Source organism: Amycolatopsis lurida, assembly GCF_900105055.1.
In the GTDB taxonomy this organism is placed as follows: Bacteria; Actinomycetota; Actinomycetes; order Mycobacteriales; family Pseudonocardiaceae; genus Amycolatopsis; species Amycolatopsis lurida.
The window spans coordinates 2,178,654-2,195,268 of sequence record NZ_FNTA01000004.1 but is presented as its reverse complement, the minus strand read 5'-3'; the positions used below and the strand labels follow the sequence as shown (position 1 = coordinate 2,195,268).

The 16,615-nt window shown below is 69.4% G+C and carries 16 protein-coding genes; 6 read left to right on the top strand and 10 right to left on the bottom strand.

All coding sequences use genetic code 11. From position 1 onward, the window contains the following. Nucleotides 1-94 precede the first annotated feature (94 nt). The gene (locus BLW75_RS15385) at nucleotides 95-1,153 is read left to right on the top strand and encodes a Glu/Leu/Phe/Val dehydrogenase dimerization domain-containing protein (RefSeq protein ID WP_034312913.1); all 1,059 of its coding nucleotides are present in this window, start codon (nucleotides 95-97) and stop codon (nucleotides 1,151-1,153) included. Here BLW75_RS15385 and BLW75_RS15380 read toward each other — a convergent pair. From BLW75_RS15380 to BLW75_RS15350, 7 genes are all read right to left on the bottom strand, one after another. Then, nucleotides 1,095-2,345, bottom strand: coding sequence for an ABC transporter substrate-binding protein (locus BLW75_RS15380; protein ID WP_034312911.1), 1,251 nt, complete (start codon nucleotides 2,343-2,345; stop codon nucleotides 1,095-1,097). The genes BLW75_RS15385 and BLW75_RS15380 overlap by 59 nt on opposite strands. Beyond that, complete coding sequence (locus tag BLW75_RS15375; protein ID WP_034312909.1) at nucleotides 2,342-3,499, bottom strand: branched-chain amino acid ABC transporter permease; 1,158 nt, start codon at nucleotides 3,497-3,499, stop codon at nucleotides 2,342-2,344. Before BLW75_RS15375 ends, BLW75_RS15380 begins: the two co-directional genes overlap by 4 nt. Then, nucleotides 3,492-4,370, bottom strand: a complete 879-nt coding sequence (locus BLW75_RS15370; protein ID WP_034312907.1) for a branched-chain amino acid ABC transporter permease — start codon at nucleotides 4,368-4,370, stop codon at nucleotides 3,492-3,494. The genes BLW75_RS15375 and BLW75_RS15370 overlap by 8 nt, the downstream gene beginning before the upstream one ends. Then, the gene (locus BLW75_RS15365; protein ID WP_034313019.1) at nucleotides 4,367-5,143 is read right to left on the bottom strand and encodes an ABC transporter ATP-binding protein; all 777 of its coding nucleotides are present in this window, start codon (nucleotides 5,141-5,143) and stop codon (nucleotides 4,367-4,369) included. Before BLW75_RS15365 ends, BLW75_RS15370 begins: the two co-directional genes overlap by 4 nt. After that, nucleotides 5,140-5,949, bottom strand: a complete 810-nt coding sequence (locus BLW75_RS15360) for an ABC transporter ATP-binding protein (RefSeq protein ID WP_034312904.1) — start codon at nucleotides 5,947-5,949, stop codon at nucleotides 5,140-5,142. Before BLW75_RS15360 ends, BLW75_RS15365 begins: the two co-directional genes overlap by 4 nt. Nucleotides 5,950-6,176: 227 nt before the next feature. Then, the gene (locus BLW75_RS15355) at nucleotides 6,177-6,818 is read right to left on the bottom strand and encodes a response regulator (protein ID WP_034312902.1); all 642 of its coding nucleotides are present in this window, start codon (nucleotides 6,816-6,818) and stop codon (nucleotides 6,177-6,179) included. Then, nucleotides 6,788-7,963 (bottom strand): GAF domain-containing sensor histidine kinase, encoded by a 1,176-nt coding sequence (locus BLW75_RS15350; RefSeq protein ID WP_034312899.1) that lies wholly within the window; start codon nucleotides 7,961-7,963, stop codon nucleotides 6,788-6,790. Before BLW75_RS15350 ends, BLW75_RS15355 begins: the two co-directional genes overlap by 31 nt. 86 nt (nucleotides 7,964-8,049) lie before the next feature. On the opposite strand from BLW75_RS15350, the gene BLW75_RS15345 reads away from it, so the two are divergent. After that, nucleotides 8,050-10,824, top strand: a complete 2,775-nt coding sequence (locus tag BLW75_RS15345) for an FAD-binding and (Fe-S)-binding domain-containing protein (RefSeq protein ID WP_241783626.1) — start codon at nucleotides 8,050-8,052, stop codon at nucleotides 10,822-10,824. 42 nt (nucleotides 10,825-10,866) lie between these two features. Here BLW75_RS15345 and BLW75_RS15340 read toward each other — a convergent pair whose 3' ends face one another. After that, the gene (locus tag BLW75_RS15340; protein WP_034312898.1) at nucleotides 10,867-11,412 is read right to left on the bottom strand and encodes an SRPBCC family protein; all 546 of its coding nucleotides are present in this window, start codon (nucleotides 11,410-11,412) and stop codon (nucleotides 10,867-10,869) included. Between the two features lie 51 nt (nucleotides 11,413-11,463). On the opposite strand from BLW75_RS15340, the gene BLW75_RS15335 reads away from it, so the two are divergent. Further along, entirely contained in the window at nucleotides 11,464-12,018 is a 555-nt protein-coding gene (locus BLW75_RS15335) for a TetR/AcrR family transcriptional regulator (RefSeq protein WP_034312895.1), read from the top strand. A 102-nt stretch (nucleotides 12,019-12,120) separates the two neighbouring features. Here BLW75_RS15335 and BLW75_RS15330 read toward each other — a convergent pair whose 3' ends face one another. Both BLW75_RS15330 and BLW75_RS15325 read right to left on the bottom strand, forming a co-directional pair. Beyond that, the gene (locus BLW75_RS15330; RefSeq protein WP_034312892.1) at nucleotides 12,121-13,023 is read right to left on the bottom strand and encodes a phosphotransferase family protein; all 903 of its coding nucleotides are present in this window, start codon (nucleotides 13,021-13,023) and stop codon (nucleotides 12,121-12,123) included. A gap of 40 nt (nucleotides 13,024-13,063) precedes the next feature. Beyond that, on the bottom strand, nucleotides 13,064-13,630 hold the full coding sequence (locus BLW75_RS15325) for a TetR/AcrR family transcriptional regulator (RefSeq protein WP_034312890.1): 567 nt from the start codon (nucleotides 13,628-13,630) through the stop codon (nucleotides 13,064-13,066). 112 nt (nucleotides 13,631-13,742) lie between these two features. Between BLW75_RS15325 and BLW75_RS15320 the strand changes: the two genes are divergently transcribed. From BLW75_RS15320 to BLW75_RS15310, 3 genes are read left to right on the top strand one after another with little or no spacing between them, the layout of a single operon-like run. Then, nucleotides 13,743-14,933 carry a cytochrome P450 gene (locus BLW75_RS15320; RefSeq protein WP_034312887.1) on the top strand — a complete coding sequence of 397 codons (1,191 nt, stop codon included), beginning with the start codon at nucleotides 13,743-13,745 and terminating at the stop codon, nucleotides 14,931-14,933. 2 nt (nucleotides 14,934-14,935) lie between these two features. Further along, complete coding sequence (locus BLW75_RS15315) at nucleotides 14,936-15,151, top strand: ferredoxin (RefSeq protein ID WP_198935744.1); 216 nt, start codon at nucleotides 14,936-14,938, stop codon at nucleotides 15,149-15,151. 53 nt (nucleotides 15,152-15,204) lie between these two features. Further along, nucleotides 15,205-16,425 carry a GNAT family N-acetyltransferase gene (locus tag BLW75_RS15310; RefSeq protein ID WP_034312882.1) on the top strand — a complete coding sequence of 407 codons (1,221 nt, stop codon included), beginning with the start codon at nucleotides 15,205-15,207 and terminating at the stop codon, nucleotides 16,423-16,425. The last annotated feature ends 190 nt before the right edge of the window (nucleotides 16,426-16,615 follow it).

Sequence of the window (16,615 nt, the reverse complement as noted above, 5' to 3'; positions counted from 1 at the left end):
ACCTGCCGAATAACGTTCGGCAAAACTCCTGACACCCTGTGAATCACCCTAACTTCAGCGCAAGTAGGTGACTAATTGCGCGGGAAGGGATGAGATGTCCGTACAGGAGTTGGTCGTCCGGAGGGGACGCCGGTCCGGAGTGACCACGATGGTGGCCGTGCATTCGAGCACGCTCGGCCCGGCCGTCGGCGGCTGCCGGTTCAAGGTCTATCCACGCGTCCACGACGCGATCGACGACGTGCTGCGGCTGTCCGCGGCGATGACGCGCAAATGCGCGGTCGCGGGCCTGGACTTCGGCGGCGGCAAGAGTGTCGTCGCACTCGACGCCGTGCCGACGGCCGAGCAGCGGCGCGAGATCCTGCTCGACCACGCCGACCTCATCGAGTCGCTCGGCGGCGCGTATCTCGCCGGTCCCGACGTCGGAACCGGCCCGGAGGACATGCTCGTGCTACGCGAGCGGACCCCGCACGTGTTCTGCCTTCCCCAGGAGCACGGCGGGACCGGTTCGTCGAGCGGGCCGACCGCCGTCGGCGTACTCGCCGCCCTGCGCGCGGGCGCGCTGGCTGTCTTCGGTGACGAAGGAATGCACGGCCGCAAGGTGGTGATCAGCGGATACGGCTCGGTCGGCGCCCACCTGGCCACGGACCTGGTCCAGCAGGGGGCCGAGGTCGTCGTGTCCGATGTGGACGAACGACGCCTCGCCGCGGCCCGCGAACAAGGCCTCCCCCTGGTCCGGCCGGAGGAAGTGCTCGGCATCGAGGCCGATGTCCTGATCCCGGCCGCGGTCGGCGGGGTCTTCGGCCCGGAAACCGAGGTCTCCGCTCCGCTGGTCGTCGGCCCGGCCAACAACCAGCTCACCGACGACACCGTGGCCGACGAGCTTTCCGCCCGGGGAGTTCTGTGGATCCCGGATTTCGTCGCGAGCGCCGGGGGAGTGGTCTACACGCTCGGCAGGGAAGCCCAAAACCTCACGCACGAACAGGCGATCGCCCGAGTCGAAACCCTGGAGGACACCACGCGAACGATTCTCGACGCCGCTTCGGCCAACGGCACCACACCGTTGGCCGAAGCGGACGCGCTCGCCGAAGCGAGACTCACTTCTGGTGCGGAGCCACGTACTCCTTCGCCTCGGGAGCCTCGAACAGCGGCTTGACGTAGCGGACCCCGCCCTCGGCCGACGCGTCCGGTGTCGCCGCGTACACCTGGCGTGTCGCCGGGGTGCCCGCCTTCGAGAAGTCCAGCGCCGCCACCAGGTCACCCGTGCTCGCCGACGTCGTCTGCTTCAGCGCCGCGGCGATGCCGTCCCGGGTGAGGTCCTTGTTCTCACAGGCCTTCTTGAGCACGGTGCCCCAGACCTCGCCGACCGCGTAGCCGTAGGGGATCCCGCCGTTCGGGGTCTCCTTGTACGCCGCCTTGTACTTCGTAGCGACGTCCTTGGCCTTGGGGATGTCGGCGGAGAACGGCACGCTGCTGGCGACGATCGTCAGCTTGTCCAGCGCGTTCGCCGCCGGGCTCTTCAGCAGCACCGGATCGAACACCGGGTTGTTGCCGAGCACGGGGACGTTCAGCCCGAGCGCCTTGTTCGCCGCGAGGGCCGAACCGGTCTGGGCGGGCGTGGTGGTCAGGACGATGGCCTTGACGCCGTCGCCCTTGAGCCCGGTGACGATGTTGGTGAGGTCGTTGTCCGTGGAGGTCACCTTGACCTCCTTGACCGTCAGATTGTGCTTCTTCGCGTAGAACTGCGAGCCGCGCAGGCCGTTCTTGCCGTATTCGCCGTCGATGTAGACGTGCCCGATCGTGTCGCCGTCCTTCACCAGGCCCTGTTCCTGGAAGTACGACAGCCCGTCGATGATCTCCAGGTCGTATGTCGTCCCGACGATCATCACGTACTGGTTGTCGAGCAGCTCCGAAGACCACGAGGCGGGGGCGGCGACGGTCTTGTCCGACGCGATGTTCTGCTTCAGCGCGGCCACCACGGGCGAGCCGAGCAACTGCACGAAGCCGAGGACCTTCGGCTCGATCTGCGGATACAGCGTCTTCGCCGTGTCCGCCTTGTAGCCGTGGTCGACGGTCTCGAGTTTGACCTGACGGCCGCAGGCCCCGCCCGCGGTGTTGAAGTCCTTGGCCCACAACTCGTTCCCCTGCGTGATGCCGAGACCGAGGTTCTTGAACACCCCGGTCTTGTCGGTCATCACGCCGAGGGTGATCTCCGATGCCGTCACTCCTTTGTCGGTCTTGACGCCCGATCCGTCCGCCCCCGAGGACCCCGAGTCGCCCGCCTTCGTGCTGCACGCCGAGAGGGCGAGGACCGCCGCCAGCGCGACGGCCGGATATGTGCGCTTCATTTGTCTTGCTCCTCCGGGAGATGAGGTTTCCTTGCTGACGTGATCCGGCGTCCGATCGCGGCGAGCCCGCCCGGTTCGAAGAGCACCACGAGGATGATCGCCGCGCCGTAGACGAACGAGCTGACCAGGATCGGGGTCAGTGCGCCGTCGCCGGTTCCGGAGAACCAGCCGAGATCGGCGGAGTACAGCGAAAGCACTTGCGGCAGCCCGTTGACGATCAGCGCGCCCACGAGCGCGCCGGGCACCGAGCCGAGTCCCCCGATGATCACCATGGCCAGGAAGGCGATGGAGATGTTGATGCCGTACGTGCCGAATTCGCTCTCGTCGGGTTTGAGGATGTCGAACCACAGCACGGTCATCGCGCCCGCGAGCCCCGCGTACGCCGACGAGACGGCGAACGCGCCGGCCTTGGCGCGCGTGACGCTGACGCCCATCACGGACGCGGCGGCCTCGTTGTCCCGCACCGCGCGCCACGACCGGCCGACCCGGCTGCGCACCGCCGCCTTGGCGACCACGAACGCGAGCACGGTCAGCAGCAGGAACAGGTACCAGAGCCGCTCCGCCTGCCGGATCGGCACGCCCATCAGCTCGATTTCGGGGCCGTCGTTGGTGAACGGGAAACCGAACAGCGAGAACGGTTCGGGGCTGCGCCCGGTCGACGTCCCGCCGGTCAGGGTCTCGGCCGACTGTCCGAAGTAGAGCCCGAGGAACACCAGCGATAGCGACGCGACACCGAGGTAGATCCCGCGCAGCCGTCCGGAAACCGGCGCGAACGCCAAGCCGAGCAGCGCGGCGATGACCACCGCGCCGACCAGCGACAGGCCGGGGTCGAGGCCGAGCCCGAACACACGCTCGTCGTCGACCGGTCCGGAAAGGACGGTGTAGCCGGTCGCGCCCGCCAGCAGGAAGAACGCGTGTGCCAGGGACAACTGCCCGGCCTGCCCGACCAGCATCGTCAGCCCGATCGCGCCGACCCCGCCGATCATCATGTACTGCCCGGCCTTCAGCCAGGCGGCGTCGAGGTACAACGGGATCGCGAGCAGGACGACGAGCAGCGCGATCCAGGCCAGCGTCTTGAGCAGCCGTCCCCGATCGCGTTTCGCGGGCGGTGCCGTCGGGGCGGCGGGAGGGGTTTTCACGGCGGTGTCAGACACGGGTGCTCTCCCTTGTCCCGAACAACCCCGACGGCCGCACCACCAGGACCACGAGCATCACCAGGAAGACCGCGCTCTTGGAGAAGTCGAACGACACGTACTGCGCCGAAAGCGCCTCGACCAGCCCGACGACCAGACCGCCCACCACCGCGCCCGCCGTCGAGTCCAGCCCGCCGAGGATGGCCGCGGGGAACGCCGCGAGCGCGATGGAGTGCGTGCCGCGGGACAGTCCCGCGCCGGAGAAGTCCTGTGTGGCGATGAAGAGCACCGCGACTCCGGCGAGCACACCGGCGACCACCCACGCGGTCGCCGTCACCCGCGAACTGCGGATCCCCATCAGCGCGGCGGCTTCGCGGTTCTCGGCCTGGGCTCGCATCGCGACGCCCCAGTTCGAATACTTGAACGCCACCGTGAACGCGGTGATCAGCACGGCGGCGACGAGCAGCGCCACCAGATGCGTGCGGAACAGGGTGATCCCGCCGATCTGGAACGGCTGCGCGTCCCAGGCGTCGCCGAGGAACGGCAGCGTGACGCCGAGCCGCCGCACGATCTCCTCGGTGATGATCACGTCGACGCCGATCGTCAGCAACGCCAGGCTGTTCGCGTCCGCGTGCCGCGAGCGGGACAGCAGGAACCGTTCCAGCAGCAGGGCGAGCAGACCGGCCGAGATGATGCCGACCAGTGAGGCGCCCGCCCAGCCGAGCGATTCGCGCGTCACGACGACCAGGTAGCCACCGAAGAGCACGAGCGAGCCGTGCGCGAAGTTGACCACTTCGGTGGCCTTGAAGATGATCACGAAACCCAGCGCCAGCAACGCGAACACCGCGCCCTTGCCGAGTCCGTTCACCACGAGTTGCAGGAAAGTGTTCACGCCGTGGCCTCCGTGCCGAGATATGCCCTGATCACGTCCGGATCCGACTGGACCTCGGCCGGGGTGCCGTCGGCGATCCGCCTGCCGAAGTCCAGGACGGTGACCCGGTCCGCGATGCCCATCACCAGCCCCATGTCGTGTTCCACCAGCAGGATCGAGATGCCGAGCTCGTCACGGACGTCGCGGATCGTCCCGGCCAGTTCGGCGGTCTCGGTCGCGTTCATGCCCGCCGCGGGTTCGTCGAGCAGCAGCAGGACCGGTTCGACGGCGAGCGCGCGGGCGAGGTCGACGCGTTTCACGGCGCCGTAGGGCAGCGCGCCGACCGGGAGATCCACCAGCGCGCCGATGCCGAGGAAGTCGCAGATCTCCTTGGCCCGCGCGGAATGCCGTCGTTCGGCGCGGACCGTCCACGGCAGCCGGAGCCCGCAGGCGAGGAAGCCGCCCTTGGTCAGCGCGTGCCGTCCGAGCATGACGTTGTCGAGCACGGTGGAGCCGGGGGAGAGGGCGGCGTTCTGGAACGACCGGCCGACGCCGAGGCCGGCCAGCCGGTGCGGCGGGAGTCCGGAAAGGACGGCGTCGTCGAGCCGGACGCGGCCGGTGTTCGCCCGGTAGAGCCCGCTGATCACGTTGAAACAGCTGGACTTCCCGGCGCCGTTCGGCCCGATGAGCGCGTGCAGCGAGCCGGAACCGACGGTGAAGGAGACGTCGTCGAGCGCCCTGATCCCGCCGAAGCGCAGGGTCACGTTCTCGACGTGCAGCTCGGGCGGCGTCATCCGGCCCACCTCGACAGGCTCCGGCCCGCGAGCTGCTTGCGGGCGTCGGCGGCTTCGGCCTCGGCGGTGGCCTGCGATTCGGCGTGGCCACCGAGGTAGAGCCGCTGGACCTCCTCGCTCGCCGCGAGTTCGGCCGTCGTCCCGGCGAGCGCGACCCGGCCCACCTCCAGGACGATCGCGTGATCGGCGACGCGCAACGCCATCACGGCGTTCTGCTCGACCAGCACCACGGCGGTGCCCTGGTCGTGGATCTCGCGGATGATGTCGCTGATCCGCTCGACGATCTTCGGCGCGAGCCCCAGCGAGGGTTCGTCAAGCAGAAGGAGTCGCGGGCCGGACATCAGCGCGCGGCCGATCGCGAGCATCTGCTGCTCGCCGCCGGAGAGCAGGCCCGCCCGTTGTTTGGCCCGTTCGGACAGGACCGGGAAGAGCTCGTCGACGCGTTTGCGGGCGGCGGCGCGCTGCTCGGGGGAGCGGGCGCCGATCCCGCCCGCGCGCAGGTTCTCCTCGACCGTCATCCGCGCGAAGACCTGGCGGCCTTCGGGGACGCCGACCACACCGAGACCGACGATGCGGGCGGGGTCCAGTTTGGTCAGTGGTTTGCCGTCGTAGCGCACCTCGCCGGCGGAAACCGAGCCGCGGTGCATACGCAGCGTGCCGGAGACCGTGCGCAGCAGAGTCGATTTCCCGGCACCGTTGCTGCCGAGGACGGCCAGCACTCCATCGGGTGAAACGTCGAGGTCGACCCCGTGCAGTGCGGCCACCGATCGGCCGTACCGCACTTGAAGATCACGGACACTCAGCAAGCCGCCTCCTCCATCCGTGTGACCCGAGTCACGATCGGTGGCGGTCATCCTGCGTGGGCACCCTCCGCCGCGTTACCCCCACCTGGAGACCCAGACGGCTACAAAACGGACACAGCGCAATTCGTCACCTGCTTGCGGTCCTCACGCACCCGAACCCCGCAATTCGTCATCTACTTGCGGTAGTTCATCGTCGAACTACCGCAAGTAGGTGACTAATTGCGGAGGGGTTAGAGGAGGCCGGCTTCGGAGGCTTTACCGATGGCCTCGACGCGGTTCCGGGCGCCGAGTTTGTGCAGTGCCGACTGCAGGTAGGTCTTCACCGTGTTCCGCGCCAGGCCGGTCGATTCCGCGATCTCCGGATTCGTCTGCCCCTGCGCCGCGAGTCGTAAAACCTCGTACTCGCGCCGCGTCAGGCCACTGCGGGCCAGTGCGTCGGACCGCTGGCCGTCGTCGGGGAAGATGCGCGGATCGACGACGCGCTCACCCCTGAGCACCTGCCGCAGCGCCGCCACCAGATCCGTCCCGGCGACGTCCTTGAGCAGGCAGCCGTGCGCCCCGGAATCCAGCGCGGCCCGGACACCCTGATGGTCGCCGTGCGCGGTGAACACCACGATCCGCCCGGCCGGGTGCACGCGCCGGAGCTCGGCGATGACCTCGGGCGCGAGCATGTCCGGCAGCCGCAGGTCCAGCAGGATCAGCACCGGCTTCAGCTCAGCCGCCCGCTGGATCGCGGACCGGCCGGTCTCGGCCGAACCGACCACGGTCATCGCCGGGTCGTAGCGCAGCAGCAGGCTCACCCCGTCGCGGACCACCGGGTGGTCGTCCACGACGAGGACCGTCACCGGCGACGGCACGGTTCCGGTACCCATGCGCGCAGCGTGCACCCGTCGTCCTCGTCGCGGACCAGGCTGACCCGGCCGCCGAGCCGCGCGGCGCGTTCGGCCAGCGCGCGCAGCCCCATCCCGGTCCCCGGCTCAGGCTCCTCGTCTCCGGAGCGATGCCCGGTCCCGTCGTCGGCGACCACCACCTGCACGCCGTCTTCGCTGGGCAGCAGGCTGACCACGACGGACAGCGCGTCCGCGTGCTTCTCCACGTTGAGCAGGCCCTCCCGCACCGCCGCCACCAGCAGGCCGGTGCGTTCGGCGTCGAGCCGCGGCACCGGCGCGAGCTGGACGAAGCGCGCCGGGACGCCGCAGCGCGCCTGGAACGAGCGGCAGTGCTCGGCCAGCTCCACCGGCAGCGCGCGTTCCGGGCTCGACTCCGACAACGCCAGCAACGACTCGCGCAGCGCTCTCGACGCGGCCGACACGTCGCCCTCCAGCCGTCGCAGCCGCGATTCGAGCGCCGGGTTGTCGCTGATGTCCTCGTGCAGGTTCCGGACCTGGACGCCGATGGAGAACAGCAGCGCGCCGACCGAATCGTGCAGCGCGCTCTGCATCCGGAGCCGCTCGGCGGACAGCGCGGTCTCGCGGTCGGCCTCGGCGACCGACGCCAGTTTCAGCGCCCGGCCGGCCTCGGTGGCGATGTCTTCGAGGGACTGGACCGCGTCGTCGCCGAAGTCGCGGCGCTCGCGCATGGCGGCGTACGCGATGGCGACGGTCTCGGTCCCGCTGACGATCGGGACGGCGATCATCGCGGCGAGGCCCTCACCGCGTACCTGCGCGTCGAACTGGTGGGTGATGCTCGGCGAGTTGACGTAGTCGTTGACCCGCACCGGCTTGCCCAGCGCGAGCACCCGCCCGCCGATGCCCTGGCCGATGGGCACGGCGAGGTCCTGCAACGCGTCCGTGCGGGTGCCCGACATCCAGCGGATCACCGCCTGTTCGGGCCCGGTCAGCTCGGCGACGAAGCCGGAATGCGTGCCGATCGACTCGCGGATCAGGCGCGCGGTGCCGTTGAGGGCCGCGACCCGGTCGAGGGTGGCGAGCAGCTCTTCGCGCTCGCGAAGAAGCCCGCCGAGCACCGCGCTGTGCTCGGCGGCGAGGTCTTCACCGGCGTGCCGTCTCGCCGTCACGCGCTCACGATCGCATATCGGACGTGGTTTCCGACACACCCGTCCGGAGAGGTTCGCCGATGCGTTCTCGCCCGCGGTTGTCTTGAATGGACCCCGTGGAGATCCTGGCCGACGCCGCGACACTGGCGCTGTACACGACCGATGCCTCCAACTACCGGCACGTGCCGAAGGGTGTGGTGCTGCCGCGGAGCGTCGACGAAGTGATCGCGGCCGTCGCCGCCTGCCGGGAGGCCGGGCTGCCCGTGATCGCCCGCGGCGGCGGCACCAGCGTCGCCGGCAACTCGTGCGGGCCGGGCGTCGTGATCGACACGTCACGCCACTTCGGCGGCGTTCTCGGCCTCGACCCGGCCGCCCGCACGGCGAGGGTCGCCCCGGGAACCGTCCTCGACGACCTCCAGCGGCTCGCCGCGCCCCACGGCCTCCGGTTCGGGCCCGATCCGTCGACGCATTCGCGCTGCACGATCGGCGGGATGATCGGCAACAACGCCTGCGGCTCGCATTCGGTCGCCTGGGGCCGGACGGTCGACGTCGTCCGGGAACTGGACGTGCTGCTCTACGACGGCACCCGGCTCACCGTCGGCCCGACGTCGCCGTCCGAAGTGGACGCGCGGGCGTCCCGGCCCGGCACGGAAGGCCGGGTCTTCTCGGAACTGCGCGCGCTCGTCCACGACAACCTGGCGCTGCTGCGGACCGAGCTGTCCTCGTTCAGCAGGCGGGTGTCCGGCTACGGGCTGGAGCACCTGTTGCCGGAGAACGGTTTCGACGTCGCCAAGGCGCTGGTCGGCAGCGAGGGCACCTGCGTCACCGTGCTGGAGGCGACGGTGTCCCTCGCCGAGGTGCCGAAACGCAAGGTGCTCGCGGTGCTCGGCTTCGAGTCCGACATCGCCGCGGCCGACGCGGTCATGGAGATCCTGCCGTGGTCGCCGCTGACCGTCGAGGGTGTCGACGCGGACCTCGTCGCCCTGCTCGAACCCGGTCGCGCCGACGGGCTTCCGCCGGGCGGTGCGTGGCTGTTCGTCGAGATGGCCGATCCGGACAAGGCGCGCGGCCTGATCGACGGGCTCCGCGGCGCGCTGACCGGATCCGCGCTCCTGGACGACGTGGCCGCGCAGAAGCGGCTGTGGCGGATCCGGGAGGAGGGCGCCGGTCTCGCGACCCGGCTGGCCGGCGGTGAGGAGGCCTGGCCCGGCTGGGAGGACGCGGCCGTCCCGCCCGAGCGTTTGGGCGCCTATCTGCGGGAGTTCAAGCAGCTCATGCGCGAGCACGGCCGCAAGAGCGTCGTCTACGGCCACTACGGCGAGGGCTGCCTGCACCTGCGGCTGGACTTCGATCTGTTGTCACCGCGAGGGATCGCCGGGTTCCGGTCGTTCCTCGAAGAGGCGGCGGACCTGGTCGCCGCGCACGGTGGCTCGCTGTCCGGGGAACACGGTGACGGACAGGCCCGCTCGGAACTGCTGACCCGGATGTACAGCCCCGAAATCCTCGCGCTCTTCGCGCGGTTCAAGGGAATCTTCGATCCGGCGGGCATGATGAACCCGGGCATCCTGGTGAACCCCAGGCCGGTCGACGCCGATCTCCGCGTCCGGCGCGCGCCGCTGGACCTCGAAGACGTCACCGCGCTCGCGTACCCGGAAGACCGGGGCAGCTTCGGGCAGGCGATGCGGCGCTGCGTCGGCGTCGGGAAATGCCGCAACACCACCGGTGCGGGCGTGATGTGCCCGAGCTACCGCGCCACGCGCGAGGAAAAGCACTCGACGCGGGGGCGCGCGCATCTGCTCGCCGAAATGGTGAACGGCGAACTGATCACCGACGGCTGGCGCTCGGAAGAGGTCGCCGAGGCGCTGGATCTCTGCCTGTCGTGCAAAGGATGCCTGTCCGATTGCCCGGTCGACGTCGACATGGCGACGTACAAGGCGGAGTTCCTGCACCAGCATCACAAGGGACGGCTGCGCCCGGCGTCGCACTACTCGATGGGCTGGCTTCCGCTGTGGTTGCGCGCGGCGGCGCTGGCGCCCCGGCCGGCGAACACGATCTCACGCCGGTTCTCCGGGCTCCTGAAGAAGTTCGGCGGGATCGCGCCGGAACGGGAGCTGCCGACGTTCGCCACGGCGCCGTTCACCCGGCGCCGCACCGACCTGAAGCGCTGGGCGACCGGCTCCCGGCCCGTCGTGCTCTGGCCCGACTCCTTCAACAACTACCTCACCCCGGACGTCCTCGACGCCGCGGCCGAGGTGCTCACCGCCGCCGGCTACGACGTCGTCCTGCCCGATCGCGGCGTCTGCTGCGGGCTGACCCTGGTGTCCACCGGACAGCTCGACGCGGCGAAGAAGGTGTTGCGCCGCACGCTTTCCGTACTCGAACCGTACCTGCGTGCGGGATATCAGGTGGCGGGTCTGGAGCCGAGCTGCACGGCTCTGTTCCGCGGCGATCTCCCGGCGCTCCTGCCCGGCGACCCGGTGGCGGAACTGCTCGCCGAACGGACCAGGACCTTCGCCGAACTCGTCGAGGACTCGCCGCTCGAATTCCGGTCGCTCGACGTCGAAGCGCTCAGCCAGGTGCACTGTCACCAGCACGCCGTGCTCGGCTTCGACGCCGACGAGGCCGCGATGCGCGCCGCGGGTGTCCACAATTCCACAATGGACTCCGGCTGCTGTGGACTGGCGGGCAACTTCGGCTTCGAACGCGGGCACTACGACGTTTCCGTCGCCTGCGCCGAAGACCGCATGCTGCCCGCGATCCGTGCCGCGGCCGAGGGCACCGAGGTGGTCGCCGACGGCTTCAGCTGCCGGACGCAGATCGAGCAGCTCGACGGACGGCGGGCGCTGCACCTGGCCGAGCTGTTGAGGCGCGCGCTGCCCTAGACGCTCGTGAGTGGTAAGGACGGTTCTAACCGTCCTTACCACTCACGAGAGGTGACCGAGCCGCGCGTCCCGTTCGGCGTACTTCTTCAACGTCAGCAGCTGCTTCCGCATCATGACCAGGTCGCCCCAGCCGAGCAGGAACTCCTTGAGGCGGCCGCGGAATCCCTTCGAGGTGACGATGATGCGGCACAGCATGCGACAGGAGGTTTCGTCGATCGGTTCGACCGAGTAAGTGGCGGCCACCGGGCCGAACACCTTCTCGGATTCGGCGAAGGTGCGGCCGGTGAGCTGGTGCCCCGGTTCGACCTCGGTCAGCTCGAACACGATCAGCTTGTCGCCGGGAGCGAGTTCGTCGGCGCCGGGGGTGAGCGTGCTCGGACTGCGGCGCCCCAGATTGTCGAGCAGGTCGTAGCTGTAGGGCGCGACCGAGATCTGGCAGAGCCAGCGGTAGGCGAGCGCGGCGGGCGCGTGCACGGTGATCGCCCGGTCGAAGTGCGCGATCGGGCCGTCGAGCAGGGTGTCCGCCGGCTGCGCGCGGCGGCGTTCTTCCGGGGTCGCGCCCCAGTTCGCGGGTGATCCGAAGGGCATGTCAGCCTCCGTACGGTGCCGTATGGTTTCCCATACGGTAGCGTACGGAGCGTGAAACGGAAGCTCGCCCGTGAAGATTGGGCCGACGCGGCGCTCGAAGCGTTGTGCGACGGCGGGGTCGCCGCGATCGCCGTCGAGCCTCTCGCGGCGAAACTCGGGACGACGAAAGGCAGCTTCTACTGGCATTTCGCGAATCGGGACGCCCTGGTCGAAGCGGCCGTGCGCCGGTGGGTCGAGCACGACACCGAGGCGCTGATCACCCTGCTGGACGGGATCTCGGATCCGGAGCGAAGGCTGCGCGAGCTTTTCGAACTCGTCTTCAGCGGCAAGGACGACGAGCGGGCCGAGCTGACCCTGCTCGCCCATGCCGGCGACCCGGTGATCGGCCCGCTGCTCGCGGACGTCACCGCGCGGCGCGTCGACTTCATCGTCCGGTGTTTCCGGGAAATGGGCCGTCCCGAAACCGAGGCCCGGCATCGAGGTCTACTGGCGTACACGGCTTTCCTCGGCCTGATCCAGGCTCAGCGAGCGAGCGGCGGAACGCTGCTGTCCGCGGCCGAGCGGCCGGGCTACCTGGAGTTCCTGCGCGGGATTATCACCGGGTGAGAAGGATCTTCGGCTCTTCGGGCGGGTGACCGGCCGGGTCCTTCCGGCCGCGCCGCCTGCCGCTCTCGATCCGCGGCCCGGAAGCCGTACCCGTCACGTGAGCTACCACCAAGCGCGGCTGAGGCTCTCCAGCGTCGGCTCGTCCGGTGCGGGAAGAACCCTGAAGTACCAGGTGAAATTGCTGTAGACGTGCAAAAGAGCGTAGGCCAGGCAACGCCGGGAGAACTCTTCGTCCGGCTCGACGCCGTATCCGGCCAGCAGGCGACGCAGGAAATCCTTGTCCCCGCCCGAAACGAACAGACCGACGGCGACGAAGTCGTACTCGGCCGCACCCCGCATCGCCGGTTCGAAATCGAAGAGGCCGGTCAGCCGAGGGCGTTCGCCGTCGTGGACGACCATGAGGTGGTCACGCATGAATTCGGTGTGCAGCGGGACGACCGGCGGGCTGCCCAGGTCGACCGAGTCGAGGAACGCCGGAATCCGGCTGATCCAAGACTCGTCGAGCCCGGTCCGGCGGTGATGCTCGACGACCTTTTCGCGCTGCCCGGCGACGAACGCGGCCCAGTCCGGCGGGCCGAGGACGTCGAGCCGCGGGTCGTGCAGCGAATGCAGGGCGGCCAGCGCCTCGCCGAGTTCGGGAGCGAGCCGGTGCTTGTCCTCTGTGGACAGTTTCGGCCAGGCGTCCTTCAGCGTTTCGCCGCGCAGGCGGTCCATGAGCACGTAGCCCCAGCCGTCCCGTTCACCGGCCTCGTGCACGGCGGGGGTCGGGATCGGCAGTTTCCCGTGCAGGACCTCGAGCATCGTCCGCTCGGTCGGGAGTTCGTCGCGATGCACCGGCGGGAACAGCTTGAGCACCAGATCTTCGCCGACGGCGTAGACCGGCAAGGAACCCTCGGTGAACGGGACAGCCTCGCCAAGGCCCAGCGAAGTCACCGCCGGAAGGAGGTCTTGCCTGGTCAGCGCGTCGAACTCGGCTTCGGTGCCGGCGGGCGGAAACGGGATCACGGCACGACCGTAGAGCAGCGCGCCGGGGAAGGCGACGTAATTACCCGCTGCGCTCCAGCAACGTCCGCGCCGCGCCGAGCACCAGGCGGCAGACGTCGTCGGGATCCGCGCTGGCCAGCGGTTCCTTGCCGGTGATGTCGCGGACCAGACCGATCCCGAGCAGCCAGGCGAGGATCAGGTCGGCCCGCAGGTCCGCGTCTTCGGCGTCGGTCAGCGTGGCGAGCACCTTGGCGTACTCCTCGCCGAGCTGCCGCCGGACCGCGGCGGCGGCGCTGTCGTGCCCCGTCGAGCGCAGGTACGCGTCGAGGGTGCGGTCGCGGCCGGTGTCGGACTCCAGCATGCTGCGCAACGCCGTCCCGAGCAGTTCGTCCGGCGGGGTGGTGGCGATCTGCTCGCGTCCGCCGCGCGCCAGGACCTCCTCGAACAGCGCGTCCTTCGAACCGAAGTAGCGGAAAAGCAAGGCCTGATTGACCCCGGCGAGTTTCGCGATGTCGCGCACGGTCGTCCGGTCGAAACCGCGTTCGGCGAAGAGAGCCGCCGCCGCGTCGAGCAGGGCCGCCCTGGTCGCGGCCGCGTCACGCTTGCGGACCTGCGGTTCTTCCGTCATCGCCAAAGGCTAGCCGGACGTCGCACGGTAGGCGCATTGACGCTCACCGTGATCATGGTTAGCGTTGTAAGCAGTTGCTTACAAACCGCCGAGCCGGGGGGTTTCCGGATAAATGACCACCACAGACACCGAATTCGTCGCCTATCCCTTCAACGAAGACGCCGGGCTCGAACTCAACGAGGCCTACGCGGCCGCCCGCGCGACCAAGGGCATGCTCCGTGTCCGTCTTCCGCACGGTGAGCCGGCGTGGCTCGCCACCCGATACGCCGACGCGCGCTTCGTACTGGGCGACCGGCGCTTCTCCCGTGCGATGGCGGCGGAACGGGACGAGCCGCGGATGGCGCCGGGCAGGCGGCCCGGCGGGATCCTGAGCATGGACCCGCCGGATCACACCCGGCTGCGCACGCTGGTCGCGAAGGCGTTCACCATGCGGCGCGTCGAACTGCTGCGGCCGCGCGTCGCCGAGCTGGCGGCGGGCCTGATCCAGGACATGAAGGCCAAGGGGCAGCCCGCCGACCTGGTCGAGGACTACGCGCTGCCGATCCCGGTCGCGGTGATCTGCGAACTGCTCGGTGTCCCGGTCGAGGACCGGCCGAAGTTCCGCGTGTGGAGCGACGCCGCGCTGTCGACCAGCCCGCTGACCACCGAAGAGATGATGGCCAACCAGGACGAGCTGCGGGCGTACATGCACGTGCTCGTCGAGCAGCATCGCGCCGAGCCCCAGGACGACCTGATGACCGCGCTGATCGAGGCGCGCGACGTCCGCGACCGGCTCAGCGAGCTGGAACTGGTCGACATGTGCATCGGCATCCTGATCGCCGGCCACGAGACCACCGCCAGCCAGATCCCCAACTTCGTCTACGCCCTGCTCGAACAGCCGGAGCAGCTCGCCCGGCTGCGCGCGGACCTGGACCTGATCCCGGCCGCGGTCGAGGAACTGCTGCGATTCATCCCTCTGGGTGCCGGAGCCGGGTTCGCCCGCTACGCCACCGAAGACATCCAGGTGGGTGATGTGCTCGTGAAGGAGGGCGAGCCGGTGATGGTCGCGATCGGTGCCGCCAACCGGGACGCGCTCCAGTTCACGTCGGCGGAAACCCTCGAATTCGGCCGGGAGTCCAATCCTCACCTCGGTTTCGGGCACGGCGTGCACCACTGCCTCGGCGCCCCGCTGGCGCGGCTGGAACTGCAGGAGGCCCTGCGGGCGTTGCTGCGGGATCTCCCCGGACTGCACCTCGACGGCGATATCGTGTGGAAGACGCAGATGCTGGTGCGGGGGCCCCGCTCCATGCCGATCGGATGGTGAGCATGAGCTGGAAAGTCGACGTCGATGGCGATACGTGCATCGGCTCGGGGATGTGCGCCGCGCTGAAGCCGGAGGTCTTCGCACTCGACGGTGCCACGGCGACGTTGGTCACGGGAGAGGTGGAGCCGGACGAGACGGTGCTGGACGCGGCGGACTCGTGTCCCGCGATGGCCATCGAGGTGACGGAAAAGGGTGAGGTGATCGGGCCGCGGCCCTGACGACCGCACTTTAATGCGTGGCGGTCGTCGGTGAAGAGGCGTAGGACGACAGGGTGAGCGATGACGGCTTGACCCTCCGCACCTTGACCGCCGACGACCTGCCCGCGTTCGCGGAACTGCTCGCGAGCGCCTTCCTGACCGACCCGACGGAAGGCTTGAAACACCGCGAACGGCTGGTGTTCGAGCCGGACCGCACGCACGGTGTCTTCGACGGCGACGACCTCGTCGGAGTGGGGGAACTGCTCACCCGCGAGATCACCGTTCCCGGTGCCGGGCAGACGCCGCTCGCCGCGGTGACGTCGGTCGCCGTCGCGCCGGGCCACCGCAGGCGGGGGGTGCTCACCCGGGTCATGCGGGCGCAACTGCACGGCCTGCACGAAGACGGCGGTGAACCGATCGCCGCGTTGTGGGCGTCCGAAGCGGTCATCTATCCCCGTTTCGGTTATGGCCTCGCGGCGCAGTTCCACCGCGCGAAAGTGCGCGCCAAGTCCGAGTTCCGGCCCGGCGTCGAACTCGAAGCCGACCGAGTACGCGAAGTCGGGCGGAAACAGGCGATTCCGCTGATCAAGGCGATCTACGAAAAGGAAGCGCCACAACGGGTCGGCGCACTCGACAGGCCCGAGTCGACCTGGGAATTCGTGCTCGACGACCCCGAGTACCGCCGTCACGGCGCGACCGCGCTCAAGTTCGCCGTCCTCCCGGACGGCTACGTGATCTACCGGCTGAAGAACGACTGGAACGAGGAAGGCCCGCGAGGGATCCTGACCGTGCAGGAAATGGTCGCGACCACTCCGGAGGCGTACGCGACGCTGTATCGCTTCCTGCTCGACTACGACCTGGTCGTCACGGTGGAAGGGTTCACCGCCCTCGACGAGCCGCTCGTCCATCTGCTCGCCAACCCCCGCGCCATGACCCGGTCCGCCGGTGACTCCTTGTGGCTCCGGCTCGTCGACGTCGACCGCGGCCTCGTCACCCGGCGCTATGGCGCTCCGGTGGATCTGGTGCTCGGCGTCCGCGATGCCTTCTGTCCGTGGAACACCGGGAACTGGCGGCTTGTCACCGACGAGGACGGCAACGCCGAGGTGACGCAGGTGGAGGACGCACCGGATCTGGAACTGGGCGTGGACGATCTCGGCGCGATCTTCCTCGGCGGGACCAGGCCCAGCACGCTGGCCGCCGCGGGCCGGATCAAGGAGCGGACCGCCGGCGCGGTTTCCCGGGCGACGGCCGCGTTCGCCACCGACCGCGAGCCGTCCTGCCTCGAATCCTTCTAGCCCGCATTACCTGCCGGGTAATCGACTTCGCGTGGCCGCTCTTGCCAAGGCGACCAGGTGTGAAAATCAAGAGATTCCTTGGTGTGGCATCGGTTCTGCTCGGGGTGACGGTGATTCGTGGGCACCGGACCAGGCGTTCTCCGCTACTACTTCGACACGCTCCCGTTGAGCTACGACGACGCGGAAATGG